The organism is Aromatoleum tolulyticum (assembly GCF_900156155.1).
GTDB lineage: Bacteria > Pseudomonadota > Gammaproteobacteria > Burkholderiales > Rhodocyclaceae > Aromatoleum > Aromatoleum tolulyticum.
Genome location: NZ_FTMD01000018.1, coordinates 22,172 through 44,655, shown reverse-complemented (window position 1 = coordinate 44,655; position 22,484 = coordinate 22,172). Strand labels below are relative to the sequence as shown.

The window sequence follows — 22,484 nt, the reverse complement described above, 5'->3', positions numbered from 1 at the left end:
AGCATGACCGACCACTGCGAACACTGTGACAACGGCGAAGAGCACACGCACGAACACGAGAGCGGTCCGCTCGCCGAACTCGTGACCCTGCGCGACTGGCTGCGCTACGCCGTCACCCGCTTCAACCGCGCCGGCCTGTTCTTCGGCCACGGCTGCGCCGACGCCTACGACGAGGCCGTGTGGCTGCTGCTGCACACCCTGTCGCTGCCGCTCGACCGCCTCGAACCCTTCCTCGACGCCTGCATCACCGCCGACGAACGCGAAGCCCTGTTCGCGGTCATCGAACGCCGCGCCGAGGAGCGTGTCCCCGCCGCCTACCTCACGGGCGAGGCCTGGCTGGGCGATTTCCGCTTCCACGTCGACGAGCGCGTGATCGTGCCCCGCTCGTTCTTCGCCGAAATGCTCGAAAACGGCTTCGCGCCCTGGATCGAGGATGCGGAACGCGTCGGCAGCGCACTGGACCTGTGCACCGGCTCCGGCTGCCTGGCGGTCCTGATGGCGCACGCCTTCCCGAACGCCCACGTGGTCGGCGCCGACCTGTCCGACGATGCGCTCGAAGTGGCCCACCTCAACGTCGCCGAATACGGCCTCGAGGAGCAGGTCGAGCTCGTGAACAGCGACGTGTTCGACGGACTCGCGGGACGCCGTTTCGATCTCATCATCAGCAATCCGCCCTACGTCACCGCCGATTCGATGGAGACGCTGCCGGCCGAATACCTCCACGAGCCGCGGATGGCGCTGGCCGCAGGCGAGGACGGTCTCGACGTGGTGCGCCGCATCCTCGCCGAAGGGCACGCGCACCTCAATCCCGGTGGCGTGCTTGCCGTCGAAGTGGGGCATAATCGTCATATCGTGGAAGCGGCCTTCCCCGACCTGCCCTTCGTCTGGCTGTCTTCCAGCGGCGGCGACGACATGGTCTTCCTGCTGCGCGCAGAGGAACTGCCCGAAGCCCAGGCCTGAAGCCCGCGGACGGCCGGAGCCGCCTGCGCCGCTGCCACGACTCGTCAGGAATGAGGAGGTGGCGGCATGGCTGGCGGCAGTTACGTCCTGCTGGTTGAAGGGGACCCGGACCACGAGGCCCGGGCACTCGCTTCACTGCGCGCGAACGGTTTCGGCAGCCGGTTCGTCGTCGCGCGAGACGGCATCGAAGCCCTCGCCTTCCTGTCCACCGAAAACGACCACCCGCCACCGAAGCCGACGACCCTGCCGGCCGTTGTCGTGCTCGATCCCGACCTTCCCCGGATCGACGGCCTCGAGGTGCTGCGCCGCATCCGGGCCGAGCTCAGGACTTCGCTGATGCCGGTCGTGATGTTCGCCAGGTCCTGCACCGCGGAAGATGTCCGCGAGGCCTACCGGCTCGGCGCCAACAGCTACGTGCGAAAACCTCTCAATGCGCAGGAATTCGAGCGCGCAACCGCGCTGATCGCCCGCTACTGGCTTGGCCTGAACGAACCGCCCGACGACACGATACGCTTCTGATGCGGTAACGCGGACCGGCGATCTGCACGCCGTCGCGTCAGGCCACTTCGTCGATCCAGGCCTGCTGGATGGCCTCCAGCACGCGTTCGCCGCAATGCTGCGGATCGTCTTCGAACTCGGGAAGGGCCATCACCCAGTTCATCAGATCGACGAAATTGACGCGCGTCGGATCGGTCTCGGGAAACTTGTCCGCGAGCTGGATGGCGATCTCCTGAACCTCGGTCCACTTCATCAGTGCTTGCCCTCCCGGGCCATGTTGATCGTGTAGCGGGGGATCTCGACCACCAGCGGCGTCTCCGCGACGACCGCCTGGCAGGAAAGACGCGACTGCGGCTCCAGGCCCCAGGCCTTGTCGAGGAGGTCCTCCTCCTCTTCCTCGGCTTCGTCGAGCGAGTCGAAACCTTCGCGCACGATCACGTGACAGGTCGTGCAGGCACAGGACTGCTCGCACGCATGCTCGATCTCGATACCGTTGCGCAGCAGCGCATCGCAGATCGACGTGCCCGGCTCCGCCTCGATCACCGTCCCGTCCGGACAGAGTTCCACGTGCGGCAATACGATGATCTGCGTCATACCTGAATCTCATCCACCTTGTGACCCGCCAGCGCCGCACGGATGCTCTTGTCCATGCGCCGGGCGGCAAAATCGTTGGTCGCACGGGACAGCGCTTCCGTGCTGCGTTTGATCGCACGCGGGTCGTGACCCGCAGCGGTTTCCCGGGCTTCGGCGATGGCCGCGTCGATCGCCGCACGTTCCTCGCCGCTCAGAAGATCGCCGTCCTGTTCCAGCGCGACGAGGGTGGCCTCGATCACGCGGTCGGCCTCGACCTGCTGCTCGCGCAACGCGCGCGCGTCGATGTCCTCCGACGCACGCTCGACGCCGTCGCGCAGCATGCCCGCAATCTCGTCATCGGTCAGGCCATAGGACGGCTTCACCAGCACGCTGGCTTCGACGCCCGACGACATCTCGCGCGCCGACACCGACAGCAGGCCGTCGGCATCGACCTGGAAGGTCACGCGGATGCGCGCCGCACCGGCCGCCATCGGCGGGATGCCGCGCAGCTCGAAGCGCGCCAGCGAACGACAGTCAGCGACGAGCTCGCGCTCACCCTGCACGACGTGGAAGGCCATGGCCGTCTGGCCGTCCTTGTAGGTCGTGAACTCCTGCGCCCGCGCGATCGGCAGCGTCGAATTGCGCGGCACGATCTTCTCGGTGAGCCCACCCATCATCTCGAGCCCGAGCGACAGCGGGATCACGTCGAGCAGGAGCCAGTCGTCCTCTTCCTTGCGGTTGCCCGCCAGCACGTTGGCCTGGATCGCCGCGCCGAGCGCGACGACCTTGTCCGGGTCGAGGTTCGTGAGCGGCTCCTGGCCGAAGAACTCGGCCACCGCACGCTGCACGTGCGGCATGCGCGTTGCCCCGCCCACCATCACGACGCCCTTGATGTCCTCGGGCGCGAGGCCCGCATCGCGCAGGACCTTGCGCATCGGCGCGACGGTCTTCTGCACGAGATGCTTCGTCATGTCGGCGAACTGGTCGCGCGTGACGACCAGATCGACCTTTTCGCCGGACCCCAGCGTCGCCTTGATCGAGGCCTCCTCGCACGCAGTCAGCAATTCCTTCGCCTCGCGCGCCTTCAGCAGCAGACGGCGCGCGTCCTCGCTCGAAGGCGGATCGATCTCGCTCTGGTCCAGCGCCCAGCAGAACAGCCGGTGGTCGAAATCGTCGCCGCCGAGCGCCGCATCGCCATTGGTCGCAAGCACCTCGAAGATGCCGCGCGAAAGCTTGAGGATGGACAGGTCGAAGGTGCCGCCGCCGAGGTCATAGACCGCATAGACGCCCTCGGCCGCATTGTCGAGACCGTACGCGACTGCCGCTGCCGTCGGCTCGTTGAGCAATCGCAGCACGTTGATGCCGGCGAGTTTCGCCGCATCCTTCGTCGCCTGGCGCTGCGCGTCGTCGAAATAGGCCGGCACCGTGATCACCGCACCGGTGAGTTCGCCGCCCAGGCTCGCCTGCGCGCGCGCAGCCAGCACCTTGAGGATCTCGGCCGACACCTCGACGGGCGACTTCACGCCCTGCACGGTACGCAGGCGCAGCATCCCGCCCGCATCGACGAAATCGTAAGGCATCGATTCGATGTAGGCGACATCCTTGAGGCCGCGCCCCATGAAGCGCTTCACCGAGATGATCGTGTTCCTGGGATCGGTCGCGTGCGCCACCGCCGCGCTGCGGCCGACCTCGACCTTGCCGTCGGCGTGGTAACGGACGATGGACGGAAGCATGGCGCGTCCATCCTCATCGACCAGACACACGGCGATACCGTTGCGCACCGTCGCCACGAGCGAATTGGTCGTGCCGAGGTCTATGCCTACGGCCAGGCGGTGCTTGTGCGGTTCGGTCGACAGACCGGGTTCGGCGATTTGCAGAAGTGCCATCAGCTCTCCAGCGCCTCGAGGGCGTCGTCGATCTCGTGTTGTAGTTTTTCCATGAACATCAGCCGGCGCACGGTTTCCGCGGCACCTGCGTAGTCCTGCTCGTCGTCGCACTGCCGCGCGAGCTCGTCGAACACCTCGCGCGAATGCTGGCGCAAGCGCGTGTGAAGTTGCGCGAGCTCCTCCGAATCACCTGCCGCCCGCGCCTCCTCGACCGCCTCGCGCCACTCCATCTGTTCCATCAGGAAGGTCGGCGACATCGCGGTGTTCGTATGCAACCCGGCGTCGATGCCTAGCAGTTCGAGAAGGTAGGTCGCGCGCGGCAGCGGTTTGCGCAGCGTGCGGAAGCCTTCATTCACCTGCGTCGCCCACTGCATCGACAGACGCTTCTCGCTGTCGGGCAGATGTGCGAAACGGTCGGGATGCACGCGCCCCTGCAGATCGTGGTAGGCGAACTCGAGCGCCGCCTCGTCGATACGAAACCGGCGGTGCAGCCCGAACAGCCCGAAGAAGTCCTGCTGGAGGTCGATGCTCATCGGATCCGGATCGCCGCTTTCAGACGTTGAAGCTCTCGCCGCAGCCGCACGAGTCCTTGACGTTCGGGTTGTTGAACTTGAAGCCTTCGTTGAGGCCCTCGCGGACGAAATCGAGCTCGGTGCCGTCGAGATAAGCCAGGCTCTTCTGGTCAACGATGACCTTCACGCCGTTACTCTCGAACACCACGTCGTCTTCGTGCGTCTCGTCGACAAATTCGAGGCGGTAGGCCATGCCCGAACAACCCGAGGTGCGGACTCCGAGTCGGATCCCCAGGCCCTTGCCGCGCTTGGCGATGAAGTTCGAAACGTGCTTGGCTGCGCTCGTGCTAACAGTGACGCTCATGATTCCGCCTCCAGATTCAGCCTTCGTGCTTCTTCTTATAGTCTGCCACGGCCGCCTTGATGGCGTCCTCGGCGAGAATCGAGCAGTGGATCTTGACCGGCGGCAGCGCGAGCTCCTCGGCGATCTGCGTGTTCTTGATCTCGAGCGCCTGTTCGACCGTCTTGCCCTTGACCCATTCGGTCACCAGCGAGCTCGACGCGATCGCCGAACCACAGCCGTAGGTCTTGAACTTGGCATCTTCGATGACGCCATCCTTGCCGACCTTGATCTGCAGCTTCATCACGTCGCCGCAGGCCGGGGCGCCGACCATGCCGGTGCCCACGCCTTCGTCTTCCTTCGAGAAGGCGCCGACGTTGCGGGGATTCTCGTAGTGGTCGAGCACTTTTTCACTGTATGCCATTATCGTATCTCCTGTCTCAGGTGCTCAGTGGGCTGCCCACTGCACGGTATTCAGATCGACGCCTTCCTGCACCATTTCCCACAGCGGCGACAGTTCGCGCAGCTTGCCGATCTTCTTGTGCATGAGGTCGATCGTGTAGTCGATTTCCTCTTCGGTCGTAAAGCGGCCGATCGAGAAACGGATCGAGCTATGGGCGAGTTCGTCGTTGCGCCCCAGCGCGCGCAGGACATAGGACGGTTCCAGGCTCGCCGACGTACAGGCCGAACCGCTCGACACGGCAATATCCTTCACCGCCATGATCATCGACTCGCCTTCGACATAGGCGAAGGAAATGTTCAGGTTATGCGGGACGCGGTGCTCGAGGTCGCCGTTCACATAGGTCGCCTCGATGTCCTGCAGGCCCTTGAGCAGGCGGTCACGCAGCGCACGGATGCGCTCGTTCTCGACCTTCATCTCCTCGCGCGCGATGCGGAAGGCTTCGCCCATGCCGACGATCTGGTGCGTCGGCAACGTGCCCGAGCGCAGGCCGCGCTCGTGACCGCCGCCATGCATCTGCGCCTCGAGGCGCGCACGCGGCTTGCGGCGCACGTACAGCGCGCCGATGCCCTTCGGACCGTAGGTCTTGTGCGCGGAGAACGACATCAGGTCGACCTTGAGCGTCTGCAGGTCGATGTCGACCTTGCCCGTCGCCTGTGCCGCATCGACGTGGAACACGATGCCCTTCTCGCGGCAGATTTCGCCGATCTCGGCGATCGGCTGGATCACGCCGATCTCGTTATTCACGAACATCACCGAAACGAGGACCGTGTCCGGGCGCAGCGCGTCCCTGAACGCAGCCAGATCGATCAGGCCGTTCTCCTGCACGTCGAGATAGGTCGCCTCGAAGCCCTGGCGCTCGAGCTCGCGGAAGGTGTCGAGCACGGCCTTGTGCTCGGTCTTCACGGTGATGATGTGCTTGCCCTTGCCCTTGTAGAACTGCGCGGCACCCTTGATCGCAAGGTTGTTCGACTCGGTCGCGCCTGAAGTCCACACGATTTCCTTCGGGTCCGCATTCACCAGTGCGGCGACCTGCTCGCGCGCATCCTCGACCGCCTTTTCGGCTTCCCAGCCGTAGGCGTGCGAACGGCTCGCCGGATTGCCGAAATGCTCGGTGAGCCAGGGGATCATTGCCTGCGCGACGCGCGGATCGACCGGCGTGGTCGCGGAATAGTCCAGGTAAATCGGAAACTTCAGCATCGGTAATCCTCCGTCGATCATTGAACCGCCACGGCGGTCAGATTGTTCAGTTCGTTCATCTGCTGCCCCAGGCAGGCCAGAAAATCGACTACATGCCTTTCCTGCGTGTCGCGCCCCAGGCTGACGCGCACCGCGCCGCGCGCGGTCTCACGCTCGACACCCATCGCCATCAGGGTGTGCGACGGTTCCGGATTCGCGCTCGAACACGCCGACCCGCTCGCACACGCGAAACCTGCGCGGTCGAGCCGCGCCACCAGGGTTTCGCCATCCACGCCGTCGGCGGCGAAGAACACGGTATTCGGCAGGCGCGGCGCTCCGGCCGAGAAAATCCGCATGCCGTGCGTAGCCAGACCCGCTTCCAGCGTATCCCGCAGGCCGCACAAACGGCCATTCTCGCCGGACACGCGTGCCGCTGCCAACTCGCATGCGACGCCGAAGCCGACGATGGCGGCAACGTTCTCGGTGCCCGAGCGCAGACCGCGCTCCTGCCCGCCTCCGGCGAGCAGCGGCGCGAGTTCCAGCCGCTTGTCGACGACTAGGGCGCCCGCCCCCAGCGGACCGCCGACCTTGTGCGCCGACAGCGTCATCGCATTGACGCCCAGCGCGCGGAAATCCACGCCGATCTTGCCCAGCGCCTGCACCGCGTCGGTATGGAACCAGGCGCCGACTTCCTTCGCCTCGCGTGCGAGCGTCGCGACGTCCTGCAGCACACCCGTCTCGTTGTTCGCGAGCATCACCGACACGAGGACCGGTTTCGCCGCCAGCACGGCCAGCCAGTCGGTGCGCTTGACCAGCCCGGCGCGATCGACGGCGATTTCACGCAGCGTCCAGTCGGCGCGCCGCAGCTGCTTCGCCGGTTCGCGCACGCACGGATGCTCGATCGCGCTGATCGCGATCAGCCCCGGTTTCATCAGACCCGCCGCGCCCTTCACGAACAGGTTGTTCGCCTCGGTACCGCCGCTGGTGAAGATCACTTCCGTCGCGTGGGCGCCGACCGCCGCGGCGACCTGCGCACGCGCCTCGTCGACCGCGGCACGCGCCTGCCGCCCGTATTCGTGCCGGCTCGACGCATTGCCGAAGCGGCTGTCGAGCCACGGCAGCATCGCCTCGCGCACGGCCGGCTCGAGCGGCGCGGTGGCGTTCCAGTCGAGATAGACGGGGGCGAACACGTTCGAACCGTCCCGTCAGGCCGCCGCTGCCTCGCGCATCGCGACCATCGCGCGCCGGCGCACGTCCTTGAGGACGCTCATGTCCGGGTCGGGCTTGACCTCGCGATGGACCAGCGCATTCAGCGTCACCGAATCGAGGTACTCGTACATGCGCTTGTTGAGGTTTGCCCACAGGTCGTGCGTCAGGCAGCGATGCTCGTCCTGGCAGTTCTGCTTGCCGCCGCACTGCGTCGCATCGAGCGGCTCGTCTACCGCGACGATGATGTCGGCAACGGTGATGCGCGACATGTCGCGCGCCAGCCTGTAGCCGCCGCCGGGACCACGCACGCTGGTGACCAGCTTGTGGCGGCGCAGCTTGCCGAATAACTGCTCGAGATACGACAGCGAGATCTTCTGCCGGTCGGCAATGCCGGCCAGCGTCACCGGCCCCTCGGCCTGGCGCGATGCCAGATCGATCATCGCGGTGACTGCAAAACGTCCTTTGGTGGTCAGTCTCATGTCGGAGCTCCTTCTGTCGCGGAGATTCTCGCCCGGGGGAATACCCGAACGTTTCGCTCAACTATACGGAGCCCGACAAAATCAGTCAACTAATCGGATGTCACTCAATCAACCATCTTCGATAGGCGCTCGGCGTCGAATTCGTCGCTCTTCTCGATCGCCACATCGAGGTTGAATCCGGCCTTTTCCAGACGCTCCACCAGCATCTGGATGCGACGGTCCGTCTCGACCGCGTGATCGAGCAGCCCATGCAGCGCCTTGCTCAGCGGGTCGTCCATCTGCTTCGTCACGCCGTAGGCGGAGAAGCCCATCTGCTCGGCCTTCTGCTCGCGAGCACGGTCGCGCGCGCTGTCCCGATCGGGTTCGATGACGCGGGCGGGATTGCCGACCGCGGTGGCCCCGACCGGCACCGGCTTGACAACAACCGCATTGGAGCCGACCCGGGCGCCGTCACCGACCGTGAAGCCGCCGAGCACTTTCGCGCCGGCGCCGATCACGACCCCCTTGCCCAGCGTCGGATGCCGCTTCGCACCGCGGTACAGCGAGGTCCCGCCGAGCGTCACGCCCTGATAGATCGTGCAATCGTCCCCGATCTCGGCCGTCTCCCCGATCACCACCCCCATGCCGTGATCGATGAAGACGCGCCTGCCTATCGTCGCTCCCGGATGGATCTCGATGCCGGTGAGAAAACGGCCGACGTGGCTGACGAATCGCCCCACCCAGTAGAAGCCGCGTTTCCATGCTCCGTGCGCAAAGCGGTGCAGGAACAGCGCGTGCACGCCGGGATAGCAGGTCAGCACCTCCCAGGTCGAGCGGGCGGCGGGGTCGCGTTCGCGAACGCTGGCCAAGTCTTCGCGCAGACGTCTGAACATGTGTGGCTTGCTCCGGTGTCCGGTTTTTTAATTCCGAGTATTTTACTCAGCTTTGCGCTCAAGCGCACTAATGATGCCGCGGAGGATATTCACCTCCTCCTTTTCAAGCCGGATGCGGCCGAACAGGCGGCGCAGGCGCTGCAGCAGGCGCTTCGGATTTGCCGGGTCATAGAATCCGCTGACCGTCATCGCCCGTTCCAGATGACGATGAAACCCCTCCACCTCCTCGAACGCGGCCAGGTCCGGAAGTGGCTCGGCGGGCGGAAGCGGGTTCAGCGCCGCCATGCGCAGCTCATAACACAGCAGCTGCACCGCGGCGCCGAGGTTGAGCGACGAAAATGCGGGGTTCGCCGGGATCGTCACCGGCATCGAGCACAGCCCGACCTCCTCGTTCGTGAGTCCGCTCGTCTCGTTGCCGAACACCAGCGCGACTTCGCCCTTTTCGGCAAACGACACCAGCTCCGGGGCCGCCTCGCGCGCAATGCGCACGGGCACCGAACGCTCGCGCCGGCGCGCCGTGACGGCCGCCGCGAGGATGGTGCCCTCGAGCGCCTCCTCGAGCGAGCCGACCACCCGCGCGGCCGCGAGGAGATCGCCGGCACCGGAGGCGCGCGCCTCCGCCACCGGGTCAGGAAAGGAGGCCGGCTGGACCAGCCAGAGACGGCCGAGCCCCATCGTCTTCATCGCACGCGCAGCGGCGCCGATGTTGCCGGGATGGCTTGTACGGGAAAGTACGATGCGGATGCGGTCGAGCGCGATGGCTCCGTTCATATTAAAATACTTCGTTTTATTGGAATTCTTTCGAGCGGGACGCTCTCCGGGCCCCCGACTCCAGCGAGACCGACGCGCATGCACCCCACCCTGAACATTGCAGTGAAAGCCGCCCGCCGCGCGGGCTCCATCATCAATCGCGCCTCGCTGCAGCTGGACCAGGTGTCGGTCCAGGCCAAGTCCCCGAACGATTTCGTCACCGAAGTCGATCAGGCCGCCGAGGCCGCCATCATCGAGGTTCTGCGCGAAGCATACCCGGAGCACGGCATTCTAGCAGAGGAGTCGGGCGCGTCCGCGCAGTCCTCCGACAGCGAATACCAGTGGATCATCGACCCGATCGACGGCACGACGAACTTCATCCACGGCTTCCCCCAGTACGCGATCTCGATCGCGCTGACGAAGAACGGCGCGCTCGAACAGGGCGTTGTCTACGACGTGACGCGCAACGAGCTGTTCACCGCCACCAAGGGCCGCGGCGCCTTCCTCAATGACCGGCGCATCCGCGTTTCCAAGCGCGTCCGCCTGAACGAATCGCTGATCGGCACGGGCTTTCCGTTCCGCCAGTTCGACCACGTCGACGCCTACCTCGCGATGTTCAAGGACCTGACGCAGAAGACCGCCGGCATCCGCCGCCCCGGCGCCGCCTCGCTCGACCTCGCCTACGTGGCTTGCGGACGCCTCGACGGCTTCTGGGAGATGGGCCTGCAGCCTTGGGACGTGGCAGCCGGTGCACTGCTGATCCAGGAAGCGGGCGGACTGGTGAGCGACCTTGCCGGCGAAGGCACCTATATGGAAACCGGCAACGTCGTCGCCGGCAGCCCCAAGATCTTCGGGCAGATCCTGCCCATCATCCAGGCCCACCGCACCGCAGCGTTGCGCGCCTGAGCATCCGCAGGCGGACCGGCCATGCCCGTCCGCCTTGCCGCGACCATCACCCCGAAAGGCGAGTTCGGTCTTCGCCTGCACGAGTCGGTTCTCGACTCCACCCCCTCACCCTCCCGCGCAGCCGGCACGGTCCAGCGCCGATGCAACGCGCGGCAGCAGCAGACCGGGTCACACGGCATGCCTCCGCGCCGAGCGACCTTCCCGCGATTTCGGTACGATGCAGGCAACATCGGGCGCGCCATCCAATCCCTCCTCACGACCCCCAATGAACCCCACTATCGAATCCTTTGCCCAGCTCGAGCTGAGCCCCCAGATCCTCGAAGCCCTTGCCGGCATCGGATACGAAACCCCGTCGCCGATCCAGGCGGCCTGCATCCCGCACCTGCGCGCGGGGCATGACCTGCTGGGCGAAGCCCAGACCGGCACCGGCAAGACGGCGGCCTTCGCGCTGCCGTTGCTCGACCGCCTCGATCTCTCCGCCCGCAAGCCGCAGGTCCTCGTGCTGACCCCGACGCGCGAACTCGCGATCCAGGTCGCGGAAGCCTTCCAGCGCTACGCGAAGAACCTGCCCGGCTTCCACGTGCTGCCGATCTACGGCGGCCAGAGCATGGTCGTGCAGCTGCGCCAGCTGAGCCGCGGCGCACATGTCGTCGTCGGCACGCCGGGACGCGTGATGGACCACATCGAGCGCGAAAGCCTCGACCTCGGCAGCCTGAAGACGCTGGTGCTCGACGAGGCCGACGAGATGCTGCGCATGGGCTTCATCGACGACGTCGAATGGATCCTCGATCACGTCCCGGCCGAACGGCAGACCGCGCTGTTCTCCGCGACGATGCCGGACGCGATCCGGCGGGTGGCCCACCGCTACCTGCGCGAGCCGCGCGAGGTGAAGATCAAGACCGCCACGACGACGGTGACGACGATCCGCCAGCGCTTCTGCCAGATCGCCGTCGCGCACAAGCTCGACGCCCTCACGCGCATCCTCGAGGTCGAGGAGGAGTTCGACGCCGCGATCGTCTTCGTGCGCACCAAGACCGCCACCGTCGAACTCGCCGAGAAGCTCGAGGCGCGCGGCTACGCCGCCGCCGCACTGAACGGCGACATGACCCAGCAGCTGCGCGAACGGGTCATCGAACAGCTCAAGGGCGGCGGCCTCGACATCGTCGTCGCGACCGACGTCGCCGCGCGCGGCCTGGACGTGCCGCGCATCAGCCACGTCATCAACTACGACATCCCCTACGACACCGAGGCCTACGTTCACCGCATCGGCCGCACCGGTCGCGCGGGCCGCACCGGCAGCGCCATCCTCTTCGTCGCGCCGCGCGAGATGCGCATGCTCAAGGTGATCGAACGGGCGACGCGCCAGCCGATCGAGCCGCTGCAACTACCGTCGCGCGAAGCCGTCGCCGACAAGCGCGTGGCAGCCTTCCGCCAGCAGGTGGCGACCGTGCTCGAATCCGAAGACCTCGATTTCTTCCGCGAGGTCGTCGCCGGCATGGAAGACAGTCACGACGCCGACATCCACGACATTGCCGCCGCCCTCGCCTTCCTCGCGCAGCGCGAACGCCCCCTGCAACTGCCGCGGAGCGCCGGCCCCGACATCGCCGCAGCGCAATCCGCCCCGCGCGCGGAACGCCCCGCACGCGAGAACCGCGATGCCATCCTCGAGCGCCGCCGCGATTTCGCCGACGGGCGCCTGCAGCGCTACCGCATCGAGGTCGGACGCAACCAGCAGGCGACCCCCAAGGACATCGTCGGCGCGATCGCGAACGAAGCCGGCATCGAGAGCCGCTTCATCGGCCAGATCAACCTCTACGAGGATTACAGCACCGTCGAATTGCCCGGCGACCTGCCTCACGACGTCCTCGACATCCTGCGTCGCGTGCGTGTGCGGCAGCGCCAGTTGAACATCCGCCCGCTGGACCACGACGAGGCGCAGCGCGACGCCGCACGCCCCCGGCCCGGCCCCGGCCCGCGCTTCGGCGCGAAGCCGGCTCCGCGCGGCGAGGACGCGCCCCGCAAACCCTTTGCGAAACCGTGGGACAAGCCCGCCGGCAAGCCGGGCGGCGACCGCCCGCACGGCGGCAAGCCCTTCCACTCCGACCGTCGCGAAACGCAAGGCACCGGCTTCAAACCGGGCAAGAAGAAGCCTCACGGCGATCGCTAAGAACGGGATTGCGGGAGCAGTTGACACCGCCGAAATACGACCTATAATGGCGGTCTTTCGCGGGAATAGCTCAGTTGGTAGAGCGCAACCTTGCCAAGGTTGAGGTCGCGAGTTCGAGACTCGTTTCCCGCTCCAGATTCTCGAAAAGGCTCCGTAAGGCCTTTTCACCCGATCGAGGCGTATCGGGAGTCAGAGCAGACAACTGGCGCGATAGCAAAGCGGTTATGCACCGGATTGCAAATCCGTGTAGGTCGGTTCGACTCCGGCTCGCGCCTCCAGAAGTATACGCGGGAATAGCTCAGTTGGTAGAGCGCAACCTTGCCAAGGTTGAGGTCGCGAGTTCGAGACTCGTTTCCCGCTCCAGCATTTGACAAAGGGAAGGTGCCGATGCACCTTCCCTTTTTGTCTTTCTGCCGCCCATACTCATGCCCCGCTCCCGGCAATCCGATCCGTCCGACTCTCCACGCATCGAGCTGCCGCACGATGCCGTGCTTCCCGACTACCGCGACGGCGGCCTGTTCGCGCTGATCCGCAGCGTGCGCTCTTATCTCGATGGCCGTCCCTGGCAGGCACCCGGCCCATCCTCGCCCCCGGCCCCGGACGCCGCCCCGCGCAAGCTCGTGTTCATCCTCATCGACGGCCTCGGCGACATGTTCCTGCAGCGCACCGGTGCCCGGGGAACCCTCCTCGCCCACCGGACGGGTCGCCTTACCTCGGTGTTCCCGAGCACCACCGCGAGCGCCGTCACGACGACGATGACGGGTCTCGCCCCCGCACGCCACGGCCTCACTGGGTGGTTCATCCACGACCGGCGCTTCGGCGGCGTCATCGCACCGCTGCCGGCCATCCGGCGCGGCGGCACCCCGCTGAGGGGCCCGCTGGCCGTACCCCGGCTCTTTGCCTATCGCACGCTGTTCCAGCGCCGCAAGCGTCCCGCGATCTTCGTCTCGCCCCGTGACCTGGCATTCTCCCCCTACTCGCGCCGGCACAGCCGCGGAGCAACGACCTTGGGCTACAAGGGCCTGCAGGGGATGATCGATGCCATCGCGGGGGCGATCGCGGCGAGCGGAAGCCATCCCGTCCTCGTGCATGCCTACTACCCGACCTTCGACGGCCTCAGCCACGCTTACGGCTGCAACTCGAAGGATGTCGTCACTCACTTCGCGCGCATCGACGCGGCCTTCGGGCAGCTTCTGGAACGACTGCGCGGTAGCGGGACCGACATCGTCCTCACGGCCGACCACGGCTTCATCGACTCGCCGCCGGAATGCGTGATCGATCTGGACACCCTGCCCGAGCTGCAAACCATGCTGGCAGCGCCGCTGTTCGGCGAGCGGCGTACCGCCTTTTGCGCCGTGCGCCGCGGGGCGGAACGCGACTTCGAACTGCTGGCACGCGAGTGCCTGAGGGGAAAGGCGATCGTCGCGCAATCGGACGACCTGATCGGGCTCGGCGTCTTCGGCCCGGGCAAACCTCATCGGCGACTGCGGGAGCGCATCGGAACCCACGCCCTGCTGATGGAACCGGGCTGGACGATTCGCGACCATGTTCCGGGCGAACAGGAACACGCGATGATCGGCGTTCACGGCGGGCTGTCGCCCGACGAAATGTGGATTCCCCTGGTCCAGGCGCGCTGCTGACGACCAGCCGACACACCGACGCAGCCCTTAGTGCAGATCCTCGTCCGCAGGCAAGGGCAATACGGCGATGCCTTCGTCCATCAGCTCGCTGACGTCGTCGCGCGTCGCACGGCCGCGAATATTGCGCGCCTCGCTATCACCATGATGAATACGGCGCGCTTCGTCGGCGAAGCGATCGCCCACGTCCTCCGACTCCCGGCCGAGACGGCGCAGCATCGCCATCGCCGCCGCAACCACATCGGCGTTCGGCGCAACCGAAGCAGCTGGCGCCGCCCCGGCACCCGTAGGCAAGCCCGATTTTTTCTCCGGCACCGGGGCTGACGCCCCCGTGTTCACGTATGGTGCGCTGGGACGCCGGGAAATCGTGGTCGATCCGCACACCGGACAGGACACCAATCCCCGCTCGCGCTGCTCGTCGTAAGCCGCCGACGAGGCAAACCAACCCTCGAACAGGTGCTCATGGTCGCAGCTGAGGTTGAGAACGATCACGTGGACTTCCGGACTGGGGCAAACGCATGCCCGTTGGCGCGTGGTGCCGGGAACGGGACTCGAACCCGTACGCCCAAAGGCTGCAGATTTTAAGTCTGCTGTGTCTACCGATTTCACCATCCCGGCCTGCAAGGGCTGGGCATTCTACCGTGCGACGACGCCCCTGCCCAGCATCAGCCGGGACGCCTCGCCTTGCTTCCTTCGTTCGCCAGATGCGGCATCGCGCGATGCAGGTAATAACCCATCGACCACAGGGTCAGCGCCGCCGCGGCATAGATCAGGACCTCGCCGAACAGCCTGACGTTCACGTGCAACAAGGGTGCGTCATACAGCAGGAGAGGAATCGCGGTCATCTGCGCGGCGGTCTTCAGCTTGCCGACGAACGCAACCGCAACACCCGCGGACTCGCCGATGCGGGCCATCCATTCGCGCAGCGCGGAAATGGTGATCTCGCGTCCGATGATGACCACAGCGATGATCGAATCGACGCGCGCCAACTGCACGAGCAGGATCAAGGCCGCTGCAACCATCAGCTTGTCGGCAACGGGATCGAGGAAGGCGCCGAAGGCCGAGGTCTGGTTCAGCGCCCGCGCAAGGTAGCCGTCGAACCAGTCCGTCACCGCTGCGACGATGAAGATCAGGGTCGCAGCGAAATTCTTCTCCTGCGGATCAAGCCACTGTTCCGGAAGGTAAAAGACGCCGACGAAGAGCGGTATCAGCGCGATGCGCGCCCAGGTCAGCGAGTTCGGAATGTTGATCTGCATTGAGAAGATGACGGAAATGCGACAAATGCATGGCTAGTGCAACGCATTGTATATCGCTTCGGCGAGCTTTCGGCTCACCCCATCGACGCGGCATAGATCCTCGACCGTGGCGGCACGCACGCCGTCGAGCCCGCCGAAGGTCGCGAGCAGGTTGCGCCGCCGGGTCGCACCGACGCCGGGAATATCCTCGAGGCGCGAGCCGATGCGCGCCTTCGCCCGGCGCGCGCGGTGGCCTGTGATCGCAAAACGGTGCGCCTCGTCGCGAATTTCCTGGATCAGGTGTAGTGCGGGATGATCCGACGCGAGATTCAGCGGAGCGCGCCCGTCAGGGAAGATCAGCGTCTCGAGGCCCGGCTTGCGCTCCACGCCCTTGGCGACGCCGACCATCGCGATCGACTCGAGCCCGACCTCGGTCAGCACTTCGAGTGCAGAACTCACCTGCCCCTTGCCGCCGTCGATCAGGATCAGGTCGGGGCACAGCCCCTCACCCGCGGCGACCTTGCCGTAGCGGCGCTCCAGTACCTGCCGCATCGCCGCGAAGTCGTCGCCGCCGGTGATGCCGGCGATGTTGTAGCGACGATATTCGGAATTCTTCATCGCCCCATCGACGCACACGACACAGGACGCGACCGTCGCCTCGCCCATCGTGTGGCTGATGTCGAAGCATTCGACGCGGCGCGGCGCCTCCGGCAGGTCCAGCACCTCGCGCAGCGCCTCCAGACGCGCCTCGCTGCGCCCCGTGTCACGCGCGCGGGCGAGGATGGCGAGGCGCGCATTGTTCTCCGCCATCTCCATCCACGCCTTTTCGGCGGCGCTGCGCGGCGTCACCAGGGCGCAAGGCTTGTCACTGATCTCCGCCATCAGGGCCTTGACCGGCTCCAGCGGGACATCGAGCAGCAGCCGCGCCGGCATGCCGTGGTCGCGGTAATGCTGCTCGACGAAGGCCAGCGCACCGTCCAGGGCACCGCAGCCTGCTGCAGCGCTCGGGAATTGCGGACGGTCGCCAAGGTGCCGGCCGCCACGCACCATCGCGATATTCACGCAGGTCAGCCCGCCCTCCTCGACCGCGGCGATGATGTCGACGTCCTCGTCCCTGCGGCTGTCGACATACTGCCGCTGCAACACGGCCTGCAGCACGCGCACCTGGTCGCGGATCGCCGCCGCTTCCTCGAACGCGAGGCGCTCGGAGGCGGCATGCATGCGCGCGCTCAGGTCGTCGATGACCTCGGACGCGCGCCCGTCCAGGAAGCGCGCCGCGAGCTTCACGTCGGCGGCGTAGTCGTCACGGTCGATCAGGCCGACGCAGGGTGCCGTGCAGCGCTTGATCTGGTGCAACAGGCACGGGCGCGAACGATTCTGGAACACCGAGTTCTCGCAGGTGCGCAGCTGGAAGGTCTTCTGCAGCAGATGGATGCTCTCGCGCACGGCGTAAGCGTTCGGAAAGGGTCCGAAGTACCGCGCGCCTTTCGCGAAGGCTCCCCGATGGTAGGCCAGGCGCGGAAACCCGTCGCCGGAGAGTTCGATGTACGGATATGACTTGTCGTCGCGAAACAGGATGTTGTAGCGCGGCGCCAGACTCTTGATGAGGTTGTTTTCGAGGATCAGCGCCTCGGCCTCCGAACGCGTCGCCGTCACGTCGACGCGCTGGATCTGCGCGACCATCAGTGCGATGCGCGGACTGGGCTGCGTGCGCAGGAAGTAGCTCGACACCCGCCGCTTGAGATTCTTGGCCTTGCCGACGTACAGCACCCGTTCCTCGGCGCCTATCATGCGATAGACGCCGGGTTCCTCGGGCACCGTCTTCAGGAAGGCCTTGGCATCGAAAGGCGCGGCGGGATCGGTCATTGCCGGCGGACTCGGAACCGGATGAAGACTCAGGCGAGCTCTGCGGGAATCTCGGCGACCGTCCCGCGCGCCTGCTGATAGACCGGACTCAGTTCGAGCGAGAAGGGATCGCAGAACTGCGGACGCGCGCGCAAGGCACCGATGCGTGCGCGACTCTCGGGCTGCACCTCGGGAACCCAGCGGTCCAGCAGATCGGCAGCCAGATCCGGGCGATTGCACACCAGCACCATGTCGCAGCCGGCTGCATAGGCCGCCTTGGCACGCGCGAGGATGTCGCCGGCCACGGCTGCCCCCTCCATCGTCAGGTCGTCGCTGAACACGACGCCCTTGAAGCCGACGCGTCCGCGCAACACGTCCTGCAGCCAGAAGGGCGAAAAGCCCGCCGGATTCGGATCGACCTTCGGATAGATGACGTGCGCCGGCATCACACCCGAGAGCTGCCGTCCGATGCGATGGCGGTAGGGGACGATGTCCTCGTTCCAGATCGCGTCGAAGTCGCGCTCGTCGACCGGGATTTCGAGGTGCGAATCGGCCTCGACGAAACCATGTCCCGGGAAGTGCTTGCCCACGCAGCCCATCCCGGCCTCGGCCATACCGGCGGCGAGAGCCTGCGCGAGCGACGCCGCCACCTGCGGATCGCGATGGAAGGAGCGGTCCCCGATCACCCGGCTGCAGCCGTAATCGAGGTCCAGCACGGGCGCAAAGCTGAGGTCCACGCCGTGAGCCAGCAGTTCGGACGCAAGCACGTAGCCGACCGCGCGTGCCGCGTCCAGCGCGGCGACGTGGTCTTGTGCCCACAGTTGTCCGAGCCGCCGCATCGACGGCAGACGCGTGAAGCCGTCGGTGCGGAAGCGCTGCACGCGCCCCCCTTCGTGATCGACCGCGATCACGAGGGCCGGATCTCGCAACGCGTGGATCTCGGCCGTCAGCGCCGAGAGTTGCTCCGAACCGGTGAAGTTGCGCGCGAACAGGATCACACCGCCGACCAGCGGATCGCACAAGCGTTCGCGCTCCTCGTCGGTGAGCGCGGTGCCCGCGACGTCGAGCATCACCGGCCCGAGCGGCAGGTGCAGCTTGTCTTGAGTTGTCGAATTCATGGTTTCTCGATCAGCGCAAACGCGACCACGTAATCGGTTTCGTCGCTCAGGCTCAGGTGCGCAGTCAGTCCGCGCTCCCGCATGTAGGTGGCAAGTCCGTCGTCAAAGAGGTAGACCGGCTTGCCGAGTTCGTCATGCCCGACCCGCACCGCGTGCAGGGTTGCCGGGACCGCAACGCCCGTGCCCAGAGCCTTGCCGAACGCCTCCTTGGCGGCAAAACGCTTGGCGAGGAATCGGGCCGGATCGCGACTCGCCCGGAAGCCTTCGCGCTCCTCGCCGGCCGCAAGGATGCGCGCGGCGAAACGCTCGCCATTGCGCTCCAGCGCAGCGCCCAGGCGGGCGATCTGAACGATGTCCGTACCGATCCCGTGAATCATCCTGCGTCGCTCAGCAGCCCTGCCCCGCGGCCTCGCGCATCAGGCGCTTCATCTCGCGCACCGCCTCGCGCATACCGGCGAACACCGCCCGGCTGACGATAGCGTGGCCGATGTGCAGTTCGCGCACGCCTGCGAGCCGTGCGATCGGCTGCACGTTGTAGAAGTTGAGGGCGTGGCCGGCGTTGAAGCGCATGCCCAGGCCACGGATCGCGTCACCCGCCTCGCGCACCTTCGCGATTTCCGCGAGCACGGACGCGCTCTCGGCGTCCCGTCCGGCATTGTGGAAGGCATGCGCATAAGGTCCGGTGTGGATCTCGCACACGCGCGCGCCGATGCGCGCGGCGGCCTCGACCTGCGCAATCTCCGCATCGATGAACACGCTCGTGACGATCCCGGCGTCGGCCAGCCGCCCCACGACGCTCGTCAACCGCGCCTCCTGGGCGACGACATCGAGGCCGCCTTCGGTCGTCACCTCGTGCCGCCCCTCCGGCACCAGCATCGCCATCTCCGGCTTCAGGCGGCACGCGATCCCGACCATTTCGTCGGTCGCGGCCATCTCGAGGTTCAGCTTGACCTGCGTGAGCTCGCGCAGTCTGCGCACGTCCTCGTCCTGGATGTGGCGCCGATCCTCGCGCAGATGCACGGTGATGCCATCCGCACCGCCGAGATGCGCCTCCACGGCCGCCCATGCCGGGTCCGGCTCCCAGGTGCGGCGCGCCTGGCGCAGCGTCGCCACGTGGTCGATATTCACGCCGAGTTCGATCACAGCTCCAGCAACTCCTTTAGAACCCGGCGCGACTGCAGGATCTGCCCGCCGAGGTAATGATTGATCAGCATACGAAGCAAGGTCTTGCTCTGGACCAGCGTTTCGGGGCGGGAAAAATCGTCGCGCTCCATGTCGAGCAGGGTCTGCCCGCTCGTCGCCGGCAGATCCCCCGCGTCCTCCGGTAGCGGCACCGGACCGCGCTCGATTATATAGACGTAGTCGGCACGGGGATCGAGCGGCGCGCCCGAGTCGCTGTCCGACGCGAGACCGATGCCGTAGCCGAGCTCGCGCAGCAGCGCGAGCTCGAAGCGACGAAGGACTGGCTCCTGCGGCTCGCCGCGGCCAAGGGTCGCAATCGCACGTGCGTACGCATCGAACAGCGCGGCATGCGGATCCTCGCGGGCGGTCAGGCGCACGAGCAGCTCGTTCAGGTAGTAACCGCACATCAGCGCGCGCCCCGCCAGCAAGGGCTGTCCGCCGCAGCGCTCGGCGCGCACAAGCGTCTTCATCTCGCCGCCACCGGACCAGTCCAGCAGCAACGGCTGAAACGCCATGATGACGCCGCGCAGCGCCGACATCGGACGCCGCGCGCCCTTGGCGACCACTGCGACGCGACCGTGATCGCGCGAGAAGACTTCGACGATGAGGCTGGTCTCGCGCCAGGGGTGTGTATGCAGGACGAAACCGGGCTGCTGGTCGACGCGCTGCTTCTGGCTCACGACGGCATGCGCCCGCAGGCCTTATTCGTAGCCCAGGCTCTTGAGCGCGCGCTCGTCATCCGCCCAGCCGCTCTTGACCTTGACCCACACCTCGAGAAAGACCTTGCCGTCGAACAACTGCTCCAGCTCCACGCGCGCCTCCGAGGCGATGCGCTTCAACTGCTCGCCGCCCCTACCGATGACGATCGCCTTGTGACTGGCACGGTCGACGACGACCGCCGCGTGGATGCGACGCAGATTGCCTTCCGTTTCGAACTTCTCGATCTCGACCGCGATGCCGTAGGGCAGTTCGTCCCCGAGGAGGCGGAAGAGCTTCTCGCGCAGGAACTCGGCTGCGAGGAAACGCTCGCTGCGGTCGGTGATCTCATCCTCGCCGTACATCGGCGCGCCCTCGGGCAGGAGCGGCGTCACCGCCTTGAGCAGTTGTTCGACGTTGGTCCCCCGCTCGGCGCTGAGCGGCACGATCTCGGTGAACGGGTACACGTCCTTCACGCGCGCGATGAAGGGCAGCAACTGGCTCTTGTCGGCAAGCCGATCGACCTTGTTGATGACGAGGACCACCTTCCCTTCCTGCGGCAGCACCTCGACCACCTTGCGGTCGTCCTCGCCGAAGCGGCCGGCCTCGATCACGAAGAGCACGAGATCGACGTCGGCGAGCACCTGCGACACCGTCCGGTTCATCGAACGGTTGAGCGCGTTGCGATGCTTGGTCTGGAAACCCGGCGTATCGACGAAGACGAACTGCGCGTCATCGTTGGTCAGGATGCCCGTCACGCGATGCCGCGTCGTCTGCGCCTTGCGCGAAACGATGCTGATCTTCTGCCCGATCAGGCGGTTCAGCAGCGTCGATTTGCCGACGTTGGGCCGCCCGACGATGGCGACGAAGCCCGTGCGAAATCCTTCGGGCGCTGCGGCAGGCCCGTTTTCCGGGCCGATATTCTCGTTCATGACTTCCTCAACTGCGCCAGCGCATTCTCGGCCGACTGTTGCTCGGCGGCGCGACGGCTCGCGCCCCGCCCGGTGGTACGGATCTTCAGCGCGTTGACCTCGCAGGTGACCTCGAATTCCTGCGCGTGCGCCTCGCCATGCACCTTCACCGTCGTGTAGGTGGGCAGCGCCATCTTGCGCCCCTGCAGGTATTCCTGCAGTGCGGTCTTCGGATCCTTGGCTGCCACGCGGGGATCGATGGCTGCGATCAGCGGCGCATACAGACGATCGATCACCGTCTTCGCCGCGTCGAAACCCTGGTCGAGAAAGACTGCCGCGAACATGGCTTCGAGTGCGTCGGCGAGGATGGAGGGCCGACGGAACCCGCCGCTCTTCAATTCCCCCTCGCCCAGGCGCAGGTACTCGCCGAGATCGAGTTCGCGGGCAATGCCATGCAGGCCGTCCTGGCACACCAGCGAGGCCCGCAGACGTGACATCTCGCCTTCGCGCAACTCGCCGAAACGCTCGAACAGCGCGATCGCGACGACGCAATTCAGGATGCTGTCGCCGAGGAACTCCAGACGCTCGTTATTGGGCAGCCCGAAGCTGCGGTGCGTGAGAGCCTGCTCCAGCAGCGCGCGGTCCGTGAACTGATATCCGACGCTCCGCTGAAGGCGATCCAGGTTGGCGGCCACTATCTTCCAGTCGTCGTCGCTTTGAAGTCGATCAGCAGGCTGACGTTGGTCACCACCGGGACCTTGCGGGAATACTCGACGTCGATGACGACCTTGCCGCCATCCTTCCTGATATCGAGGTCCGCACCGGTCACCGTGACCACGTCGTCGATCTGGCCGCGGCGCTCGAAACTCCTGCGCATGTCGGCGATCGACGCCCCGCCGTCGCCCTCATCGGCCACCTTGTTAATGATGCGCTGGATCGCAAAGTACTCGTTTACTGCCGGAACGGCACGAAAGCCGATCAACAGCACGAAGCCGAGAAGCCCGCCGACAACCAGTACGCTGATAGGGCTCACGCCCTGTTGCCATTTCTTCATCCGCATGCCGTCTCC

The 22,484-nt window shown here is 66.2% G+C and carries 25 protein-coding genes, 4 tRNA genes and 1 pseudogene; 8 read left to right on the top strand and 22 right to left on the bottom strand.

Features of this window, described 5'->3' with window-relative positions; genetic code table 11:
• Positions 1–3 precede the first annotated feature (3 nt).
• Together prmB and BW991_RS20745 are read left to right on the top strand one after the other, a co-directional pair.
• On the top strand, positions 4–960 hold the full coding sequence (gene prmB / locus BW991_RS20750; RefSeq protein WP_076604020.1) for a 50S ribosomal protein L3 N(5)-glutamine methyltransferase: 957 nt from the start codon (positions 4–6) through the stop codon (positions 958–960).
• A gap of 66 nt (positions 961–1,026) precedes the next feature.
• The gene (locus BW991_RS20745; RefSeq protein ID WP_076604019.1) at positions 1,027–1,479 is read left to right on the top strand and encodes a response regulator; all 453 of its coding nucleotides are present in this window, start codon (positions 1,027–1,029) and stop codon (positions 1,477–1,479) included.
• Positions 1,480–1,516: 37 nt separating this feature from the next.
• On the opposite strand, the gene iscX is transcribed toward BW991_RS20745, so the two are convergent.
• The 11 genes and pseudogenes from iscX to BW991_RS20690 all read right to left on the bottom strand — a co-directional run bounded on the left by iscX (position 1,517) and on the right by BW991_RS20690 (position 9,739).
• Positions 1,517–1,711: a Fe-S cluster assembly protein IscX gene (gene iscX, locus BW991_RS20740; RefSeq protein ID WP_076604018.1), complete on the bottom strand. Its 195-nt coding sequence runs from the start codon at positions 1,709–1,711 to the stop codon at positions 1,517–1,519.
• Positions 1,711–2,052 carry an ISC system 2Fe-2S type ferredoxin gene (gene fdx / locus BW991_RS20735; RefSeq protein ID WP_076604017.1) on the bottom strand — a complete coding sequence of 114 codons (342 nt, stop codon included), beginning with the start codon at positions 2,050–2,052 and terminating at the stop codon, positions 1,711–1,713. The genes iscX and fdx overlap by 1 nt, the downstream gene beginning before the upstream one ends.
• Positions 2,049–3,917 carry a Fe-S protein assembly chaperone HscA gene (hscA, locus tag BW991_RS20730; RefSeq protein ID WP_076604016.1) on the bottom strand — a complete coding sequence of 623 codons (1,869 nt, stop codon included), beginning with the start codon at positions 3,915–3,917 and terminating at the stop codon, positions 2,049–2,051. Before hscA ends, fdx begins: the two co-directional genes overlap by 4 nt.
• Positions 3,917–4,450 (bottom strand): Fe-S protein assembly co-chaperone HscB, encoded by a 534-nt coding sequence (hscB, locus tag BW991_RS20725; protein ID WP_076604015.1) that lies wholly within the window; start codon positions 4,448–4,450, stop codon positions 3,917–3,919. The genes hscA and hscB overlap by 1 nt, the downstream gene beginning before the upstream one ends.
• A 19-nt stretch (positions 4,451–4,469) precedes the next feature.
• Positions 4,470–4,793 carry an iron-sulfur cluster assembly protein IscA gene (iscA, locus tag BW991_RS20720; RefSeq protein WP_076604014.1) on the bottom strand — a complete coding sequence of 108 codons (324 nt, stop codon included), beginning with the start codon at positions 4,791–4,793 and terminating at the stop codon, positions 4,470–4,472.
• Positions 4,794–4,809: 16 nt separating this feature from the next.
• Complete coding sequence (gene iscU, locus BW991_RS20715; RefSeq protein ID WP_018992301.1) at positions 4,810–5,193, bottom strand: Fe-S cluster assembly scaffold IscU; 384 nt, start codon at positions 5,191–5,193, stop codon at positions 4,810–4,812.
• 24 nt (positions 5,194–5,217) lie between these two features.
• Positions 5,218–6,429 carry an IscS subfamily cysteine desulfurase gene (locus BW991_RS20710; protein ID WP_076604013.1) on the bottom strand — a complete coding sequence of 404 codons (1,212 nt, stop codon included), beginning with the start codon at positions 6,427–6,429 and terminating at the stop codon, positions 5,218–5,220.
• 17 nt (positions 6,430–6,446) lie between these two features.
• Positions 6,447–7,598 (bottom strand): cysteine desulfurase family protein, encoded by a 1,152-nt coding sequence (locus BW991_RS20705; RefSeq protein WP_076604012.1) that lies wholly within the window; start codon positions 7,596–7,598, stop codon positions 6,447–6,449.
• Between the two features lie 15 nt (positions 7,599–7,613).
• Positions 7,614–8,096, bottom strand: a complete 483-nt coding sequence (gene iscR / locus BW991_RS20700; protein WP_076604011.1) for a Fe-S cluster assembly transcriptional regulator IscR — start codon at positions 8,094–8,096, stop codon at positions 7,614–7,616.
• 104 nt (positions 8,097–8,200) lie between these two features.
• Positions 8,201–8,971, bottom strand: a pseudogene (gene cysE / locus BW991_RS20695) (serine O-acetyltransferase); the annotation flags it as partial.
• 39 nt (positions 8,972–9,010) lie between these two features.
• Positions 9,011–9,739 (bottom strand): RNA methyltransferase, encoded by a 729-nt coding sequence (locus BW991_RS20690; RefSeq protein ID WP_076604009.1) that lies wholly within the window; start codon positions 9,737–9,739, stop codon positions 9,011–9,013.
• A gap of 78 nt (positions 9,740–9,817) precedes the next feature.
• On the opposite strand from BW991_RS20690, the gene BW991_RS20685 reads away from it, so the two are divergent.
• From BW991_RS20685 to BW991_RS20660, 6 genes are all read left to right on the top strand, one after another.
• Complete coding sequence (locus tag BW991_RS20685; protein WP_076604008.1) at positions 9,818–10,624, top strand: inositol monophosphatase family protein; 807 nt, start codon at positions 9,818–9,820, stop codon at positions 10,622–10,624.
• A gap of 265 nt (positions 10,625–10,889) precedes the next feature.
• Positions 10,890–12,791: a DEAD/DEAH box helicase gene (locus BW991_RS20680; RefSeq protein WP_076604007.1), complete on the top strand. Its 1,902-nt coding sequence runs from the start codon at positions 10,890–10,892 to the stop codon at positions 12,789–12,791.
• A 59-nt stretch (positions 12,792–12,850) separates the two neighbouring features.
• Positions 12,851–12,926, top strand: a tRNA-Gly gene (locus BW991_RS20675).
• Between the two features lie 69 nt (positions 12,927–12,995).
• Positions 12,996–13,069: transfer RNA gene (locus BW991_RS20670), tRNA-Cys, on the top strand.
• 9 nt (positions 13,070–13,078) lie between these two features.
• Positions 13,079–13,154, top strand: a tRNA-Gly gene (locus BW991_RS20665).
• A 62-nt stretch (positions 13,155–13,216) separates the two neighbouring features.
• Positions 13,217–14,431, top strand: coding sequence for an alkaline phosphatase family protein (locus BW991_RS20660; protein WP_076604006.1), 1,215 nt, complete (start codon positions 13,217–13,219; stop codon positions 14,429–14,431).
• Positions 14,432–14,458: 27 nt separating this feature from the next.
• Here BW991_RS20660 and BW991_RS20655 read toward each other — a convergent pair whose 3' ends face one another.
• The 11 genes from BW991_RS20655 to BW991_RS20605 form a co-directional block, all read right to left on the bottom strand.
• Positions 14,459–14,920 (bottom strand): DUF1178 family protein, encoded by a 462-nt coding sequence (locus tag BW991_RS20655; protein WP_076604005.1) that lies wholly within the window; start codon positions 14,918–14,920, stop codon positions 14,459–14,461.
• Between the two features lie 41 nt (positions 14,921–14,961).
• Positions 14,962–15,046, bottom strand: a tRNA-Leu gene (locus tag BW991_RS20650).
• Between the two features lie 47 nt (positions 15,047–15,093).
• The gene (gene pgsA, locus BW991_RS20645; protein ID WP_076604004.1) at positions 15,094–15,684 is read right to left on the bottom strand and encodes a CDP-diacylglycerol--glycerol-3-phosphate 3-phosphatidyltransferase; all 591 of its coding nucleotides are present in this window, start codon (positions 15,682–15,684) and stop codon (positions 15,094–15,096) included.
• Between the two features lie 33 nt (positions 15,685–15,717).
• A complete protein-coding gene (gene uvrC, locus BW991_RS20640) occupies positions 15,718–17,529 on the bottom strand; it encodes an excinuclease ABC subunit UvrC (protein ID WP_076604003.1) in 1,812 nt (603 codons plus the stop codon).
• A 29-nt stretch (positions 17,530–17,558) separates the two neighbouring features.
• The gene (gene nagZ / locus BW991_RS20635) at positions 17,559–18,626 is read right to left on the bottom strand and encodes a beta-N-acetylhexosaminidase (protein ID WP_076604002.1); all 1,068 of its coding nucleotides are present in this window, start codon (positions 18,624–18,626) and stop codon (positions 17,559–17,561) included.
• Complete coding sequence (acpS, locus tag BW991_RS20630) at positions 18,623–19,003, bottom strand: holo-ACP synthase (RefSeq protein ID WP_076604001.1); 381 nt, start codon at positions 19,001–19,003, stop codon at positions 18,623–18,625. The genes nagZ and acpS overlap by 4 nt, the downstream gene beginning before the upstream one ends.
• A 10-nt stretch (positions 19,004–19,013) precedes the next feature.
• Complete coding sequence (locus BW991_RS20625) at positions 19,014–19,769, bottom strand: pyridoxine 5'-phosphate synthase (protein ID WP_076604000.1); 756 nt, start codon at positions 19,767–19,769, stop codon at positions 19,014–19,016.
• Positions 19,766–20,488, bottom strand: coding sequence for a DNA repair protein RecO (gene recO, locus BW991_RS20620; RefSeq protein ID WP_076603999.1), 723 nt, complete (start codon positions 20,486–20,488; stop codon positions 19,766–19,768). The genes BW991_RS20625 and recO overlap by 4 nt, the downstream gene beginning before the upstream one ends.
• A gap of 21 nt (positions 20,489–20,509) precedes the next feature.
• Positions 20,510–21,436: a GTPase Era gene (gene era / locus BW991_RS20615; RefSeq protein ID WP_076603998.1), complete on the bottom strand. Its 927-nt coding sequence runs from the start codon at positions 21,434–21,436 to the stop codon at positions 20,510–20,512.
• On the bottom strand, positions 21,433–22,110 hold the full coding sequence (gene rnc, locus BW991_RS20610) for a ribonuclease III (protein WP_084205176.1): 678 nt from the start codon (positions 22,108–22,110) through the stop codon (positions 21,433–21,435). Before rnc ends, era begins: the two co-directional genes overlap by 4 nt.
• Positions 22,110–22,475, bottom strand: coding sequence for a DUF4845 domain-containing protein (locus tag BW991_RS20605; protein ID WP_076603996.1), 366 nt, complete (start codon positions 22,473–22,475; stop codon positions 22,110–22,112). The genes rnc and BW991_RS20605 overlap by 1 nt, the downstream gene beginning before the upstream one ends.
• Between the last annotated feature and the right edge of the window lie 9 nt (positions 22,476–22,484).

Excerpts from the sequence above, each read along its gene's own strand:
- prmB (WP_076604020.1), top strand. The coding sequence starts at position 4 with ATGACCGACCACTGCGAACACTGTGACAACGGCGAAGAGCACACGCAC.
- BW991_RS20745 (WP_076604019.1), top strand. The coding sequence starts at position 1,027 with ATGGCTGGCGGCAGTTACGTCCTGCTGGTTGAAGGGGACCCGGACCAC.
- iscX (WP_076604018.1), bottom strand. The coding sequence starts at position 1,711 with ATGAAGTGGACCGAGGTTCAGGAGATCGCCATCCAGCTCGCGGACAAG.
- fdx (WP_076604017.1), bottom strand. The coding sequence starts at position 2,052 with ATGACGCAGATCATCGTATTGCCGCACGTGGAACTCTGTCCGGACGGG.
- hscA (WP_076604016.1), bottom strand. The coding sequence starts at position 3,917 with ATGGCACTTCTGCAAATCGCCGAACCCGGTCTGTCGACCGAACCGCAC.
- hscB (WP_076604015.1), bottom strand. The coding sequence starts at position 4,450 with ATGAGCATCGACCTCCAGCAGGACTTCTTCGGGCTGTTCGGGCTGCAC.
- iscA (WP_076604014.1), bottom strand. The coding sequence starts at position 4,793 with ATGAGCGTCACTGTTAGCACGAGCGCAGCCAAGCACGTTTCGAACTTC.
- iscU (WP_018992301.1), bottom strand. The coding sequence starts at position 5,193 with ATGGCATACAGTGAAAAAGTGCTCGACCACTACGAGAATCCCCGCAAC.
- BW991_RS20710 (WP_076604013.1), bottom strand. The coding sequence starts at position 6,429 with ATGCTGAAGTTTCCGATTTACCTGGACTATTCCGCGACCACGCCGGTC.
- iscR (WP_076604011.1), bottom strand. The coding sequence starts at position 8,096 with ATGAGACTGACCACCAAAGGACGTTTTGCAGTCACCGCGATGATCGAT.
- BW991_RS20690 (WP_076604009.1), bottom strand. The coding sequence starts at position 9,739 with ATGAACGGAGCCATCGCGCTCGACCGCATCCGCATCGTACTTTCCCGT.
- BW991_RS20685 (WP_076604008.1), top strand. The coding sequence starts at position 9,818 with ATGCACCCCACCCTGAACATTGCAGTGAAAGCCGCCCGCCGCGCGGGC.
- BW991_RS20680 (WP_076604007.1), top strand. The coding sequence starts at position 10,890 with ATGAACCCCACTATCGAATCCTTTGCCCAGCTCGAGCTGAGCCCCCAG.
- BW991_RS20660 (WP_076604006.1), top strand. The coding sequence starts at position 13,217 with ATGCCCCGCTCCCGGCAATCCGATCCGTCCGACTCTCCACGCATCGAG.
- pgsA (WP_076604004.1), bottom strand. The coding sequence starts at position 15,684 with ATGCAGATCAACATTCCGAACTCGCTGACCTGGGCGCGCATCGCGCTG.
- uvrC (WP_076604003.1), bottom strand. The coding sequence starts at position 17,529 with ATGACCGATCCCGCCGCGCCTTTCGATGCCAAGGCCTTCCTGAAGACG.
- nagZ (WP_076604002.1), bottom strand. The coding sequence starts at position 18,626 with ATGAATTCGACAACTCAAGACAAGCTGCACCTGCCGCTCGGGCCGGTG.
- acpS (WP_076604001.1), bottom strand. The coding sequence starts at position 19,003 with ATGATTCACGGGATCGGTACGGACATCGTTCAGATCGCCCGCCTGGGC.
- era (WP_076603998.1), bottom strand. The coding sequence starts at position 21,436 with ATGAACGAGAATATCGGCCCGGAAAACGGGCCTGCCGCAGCGCCCGAA.
- BW991_RS20605 (WP_076603996.1), bottom strand. The coding sequence starts at position 22,475 with ATGCGGATGAAGAAATGGCAACAGGGCGTGAGCCCTATCAGCGTACTG.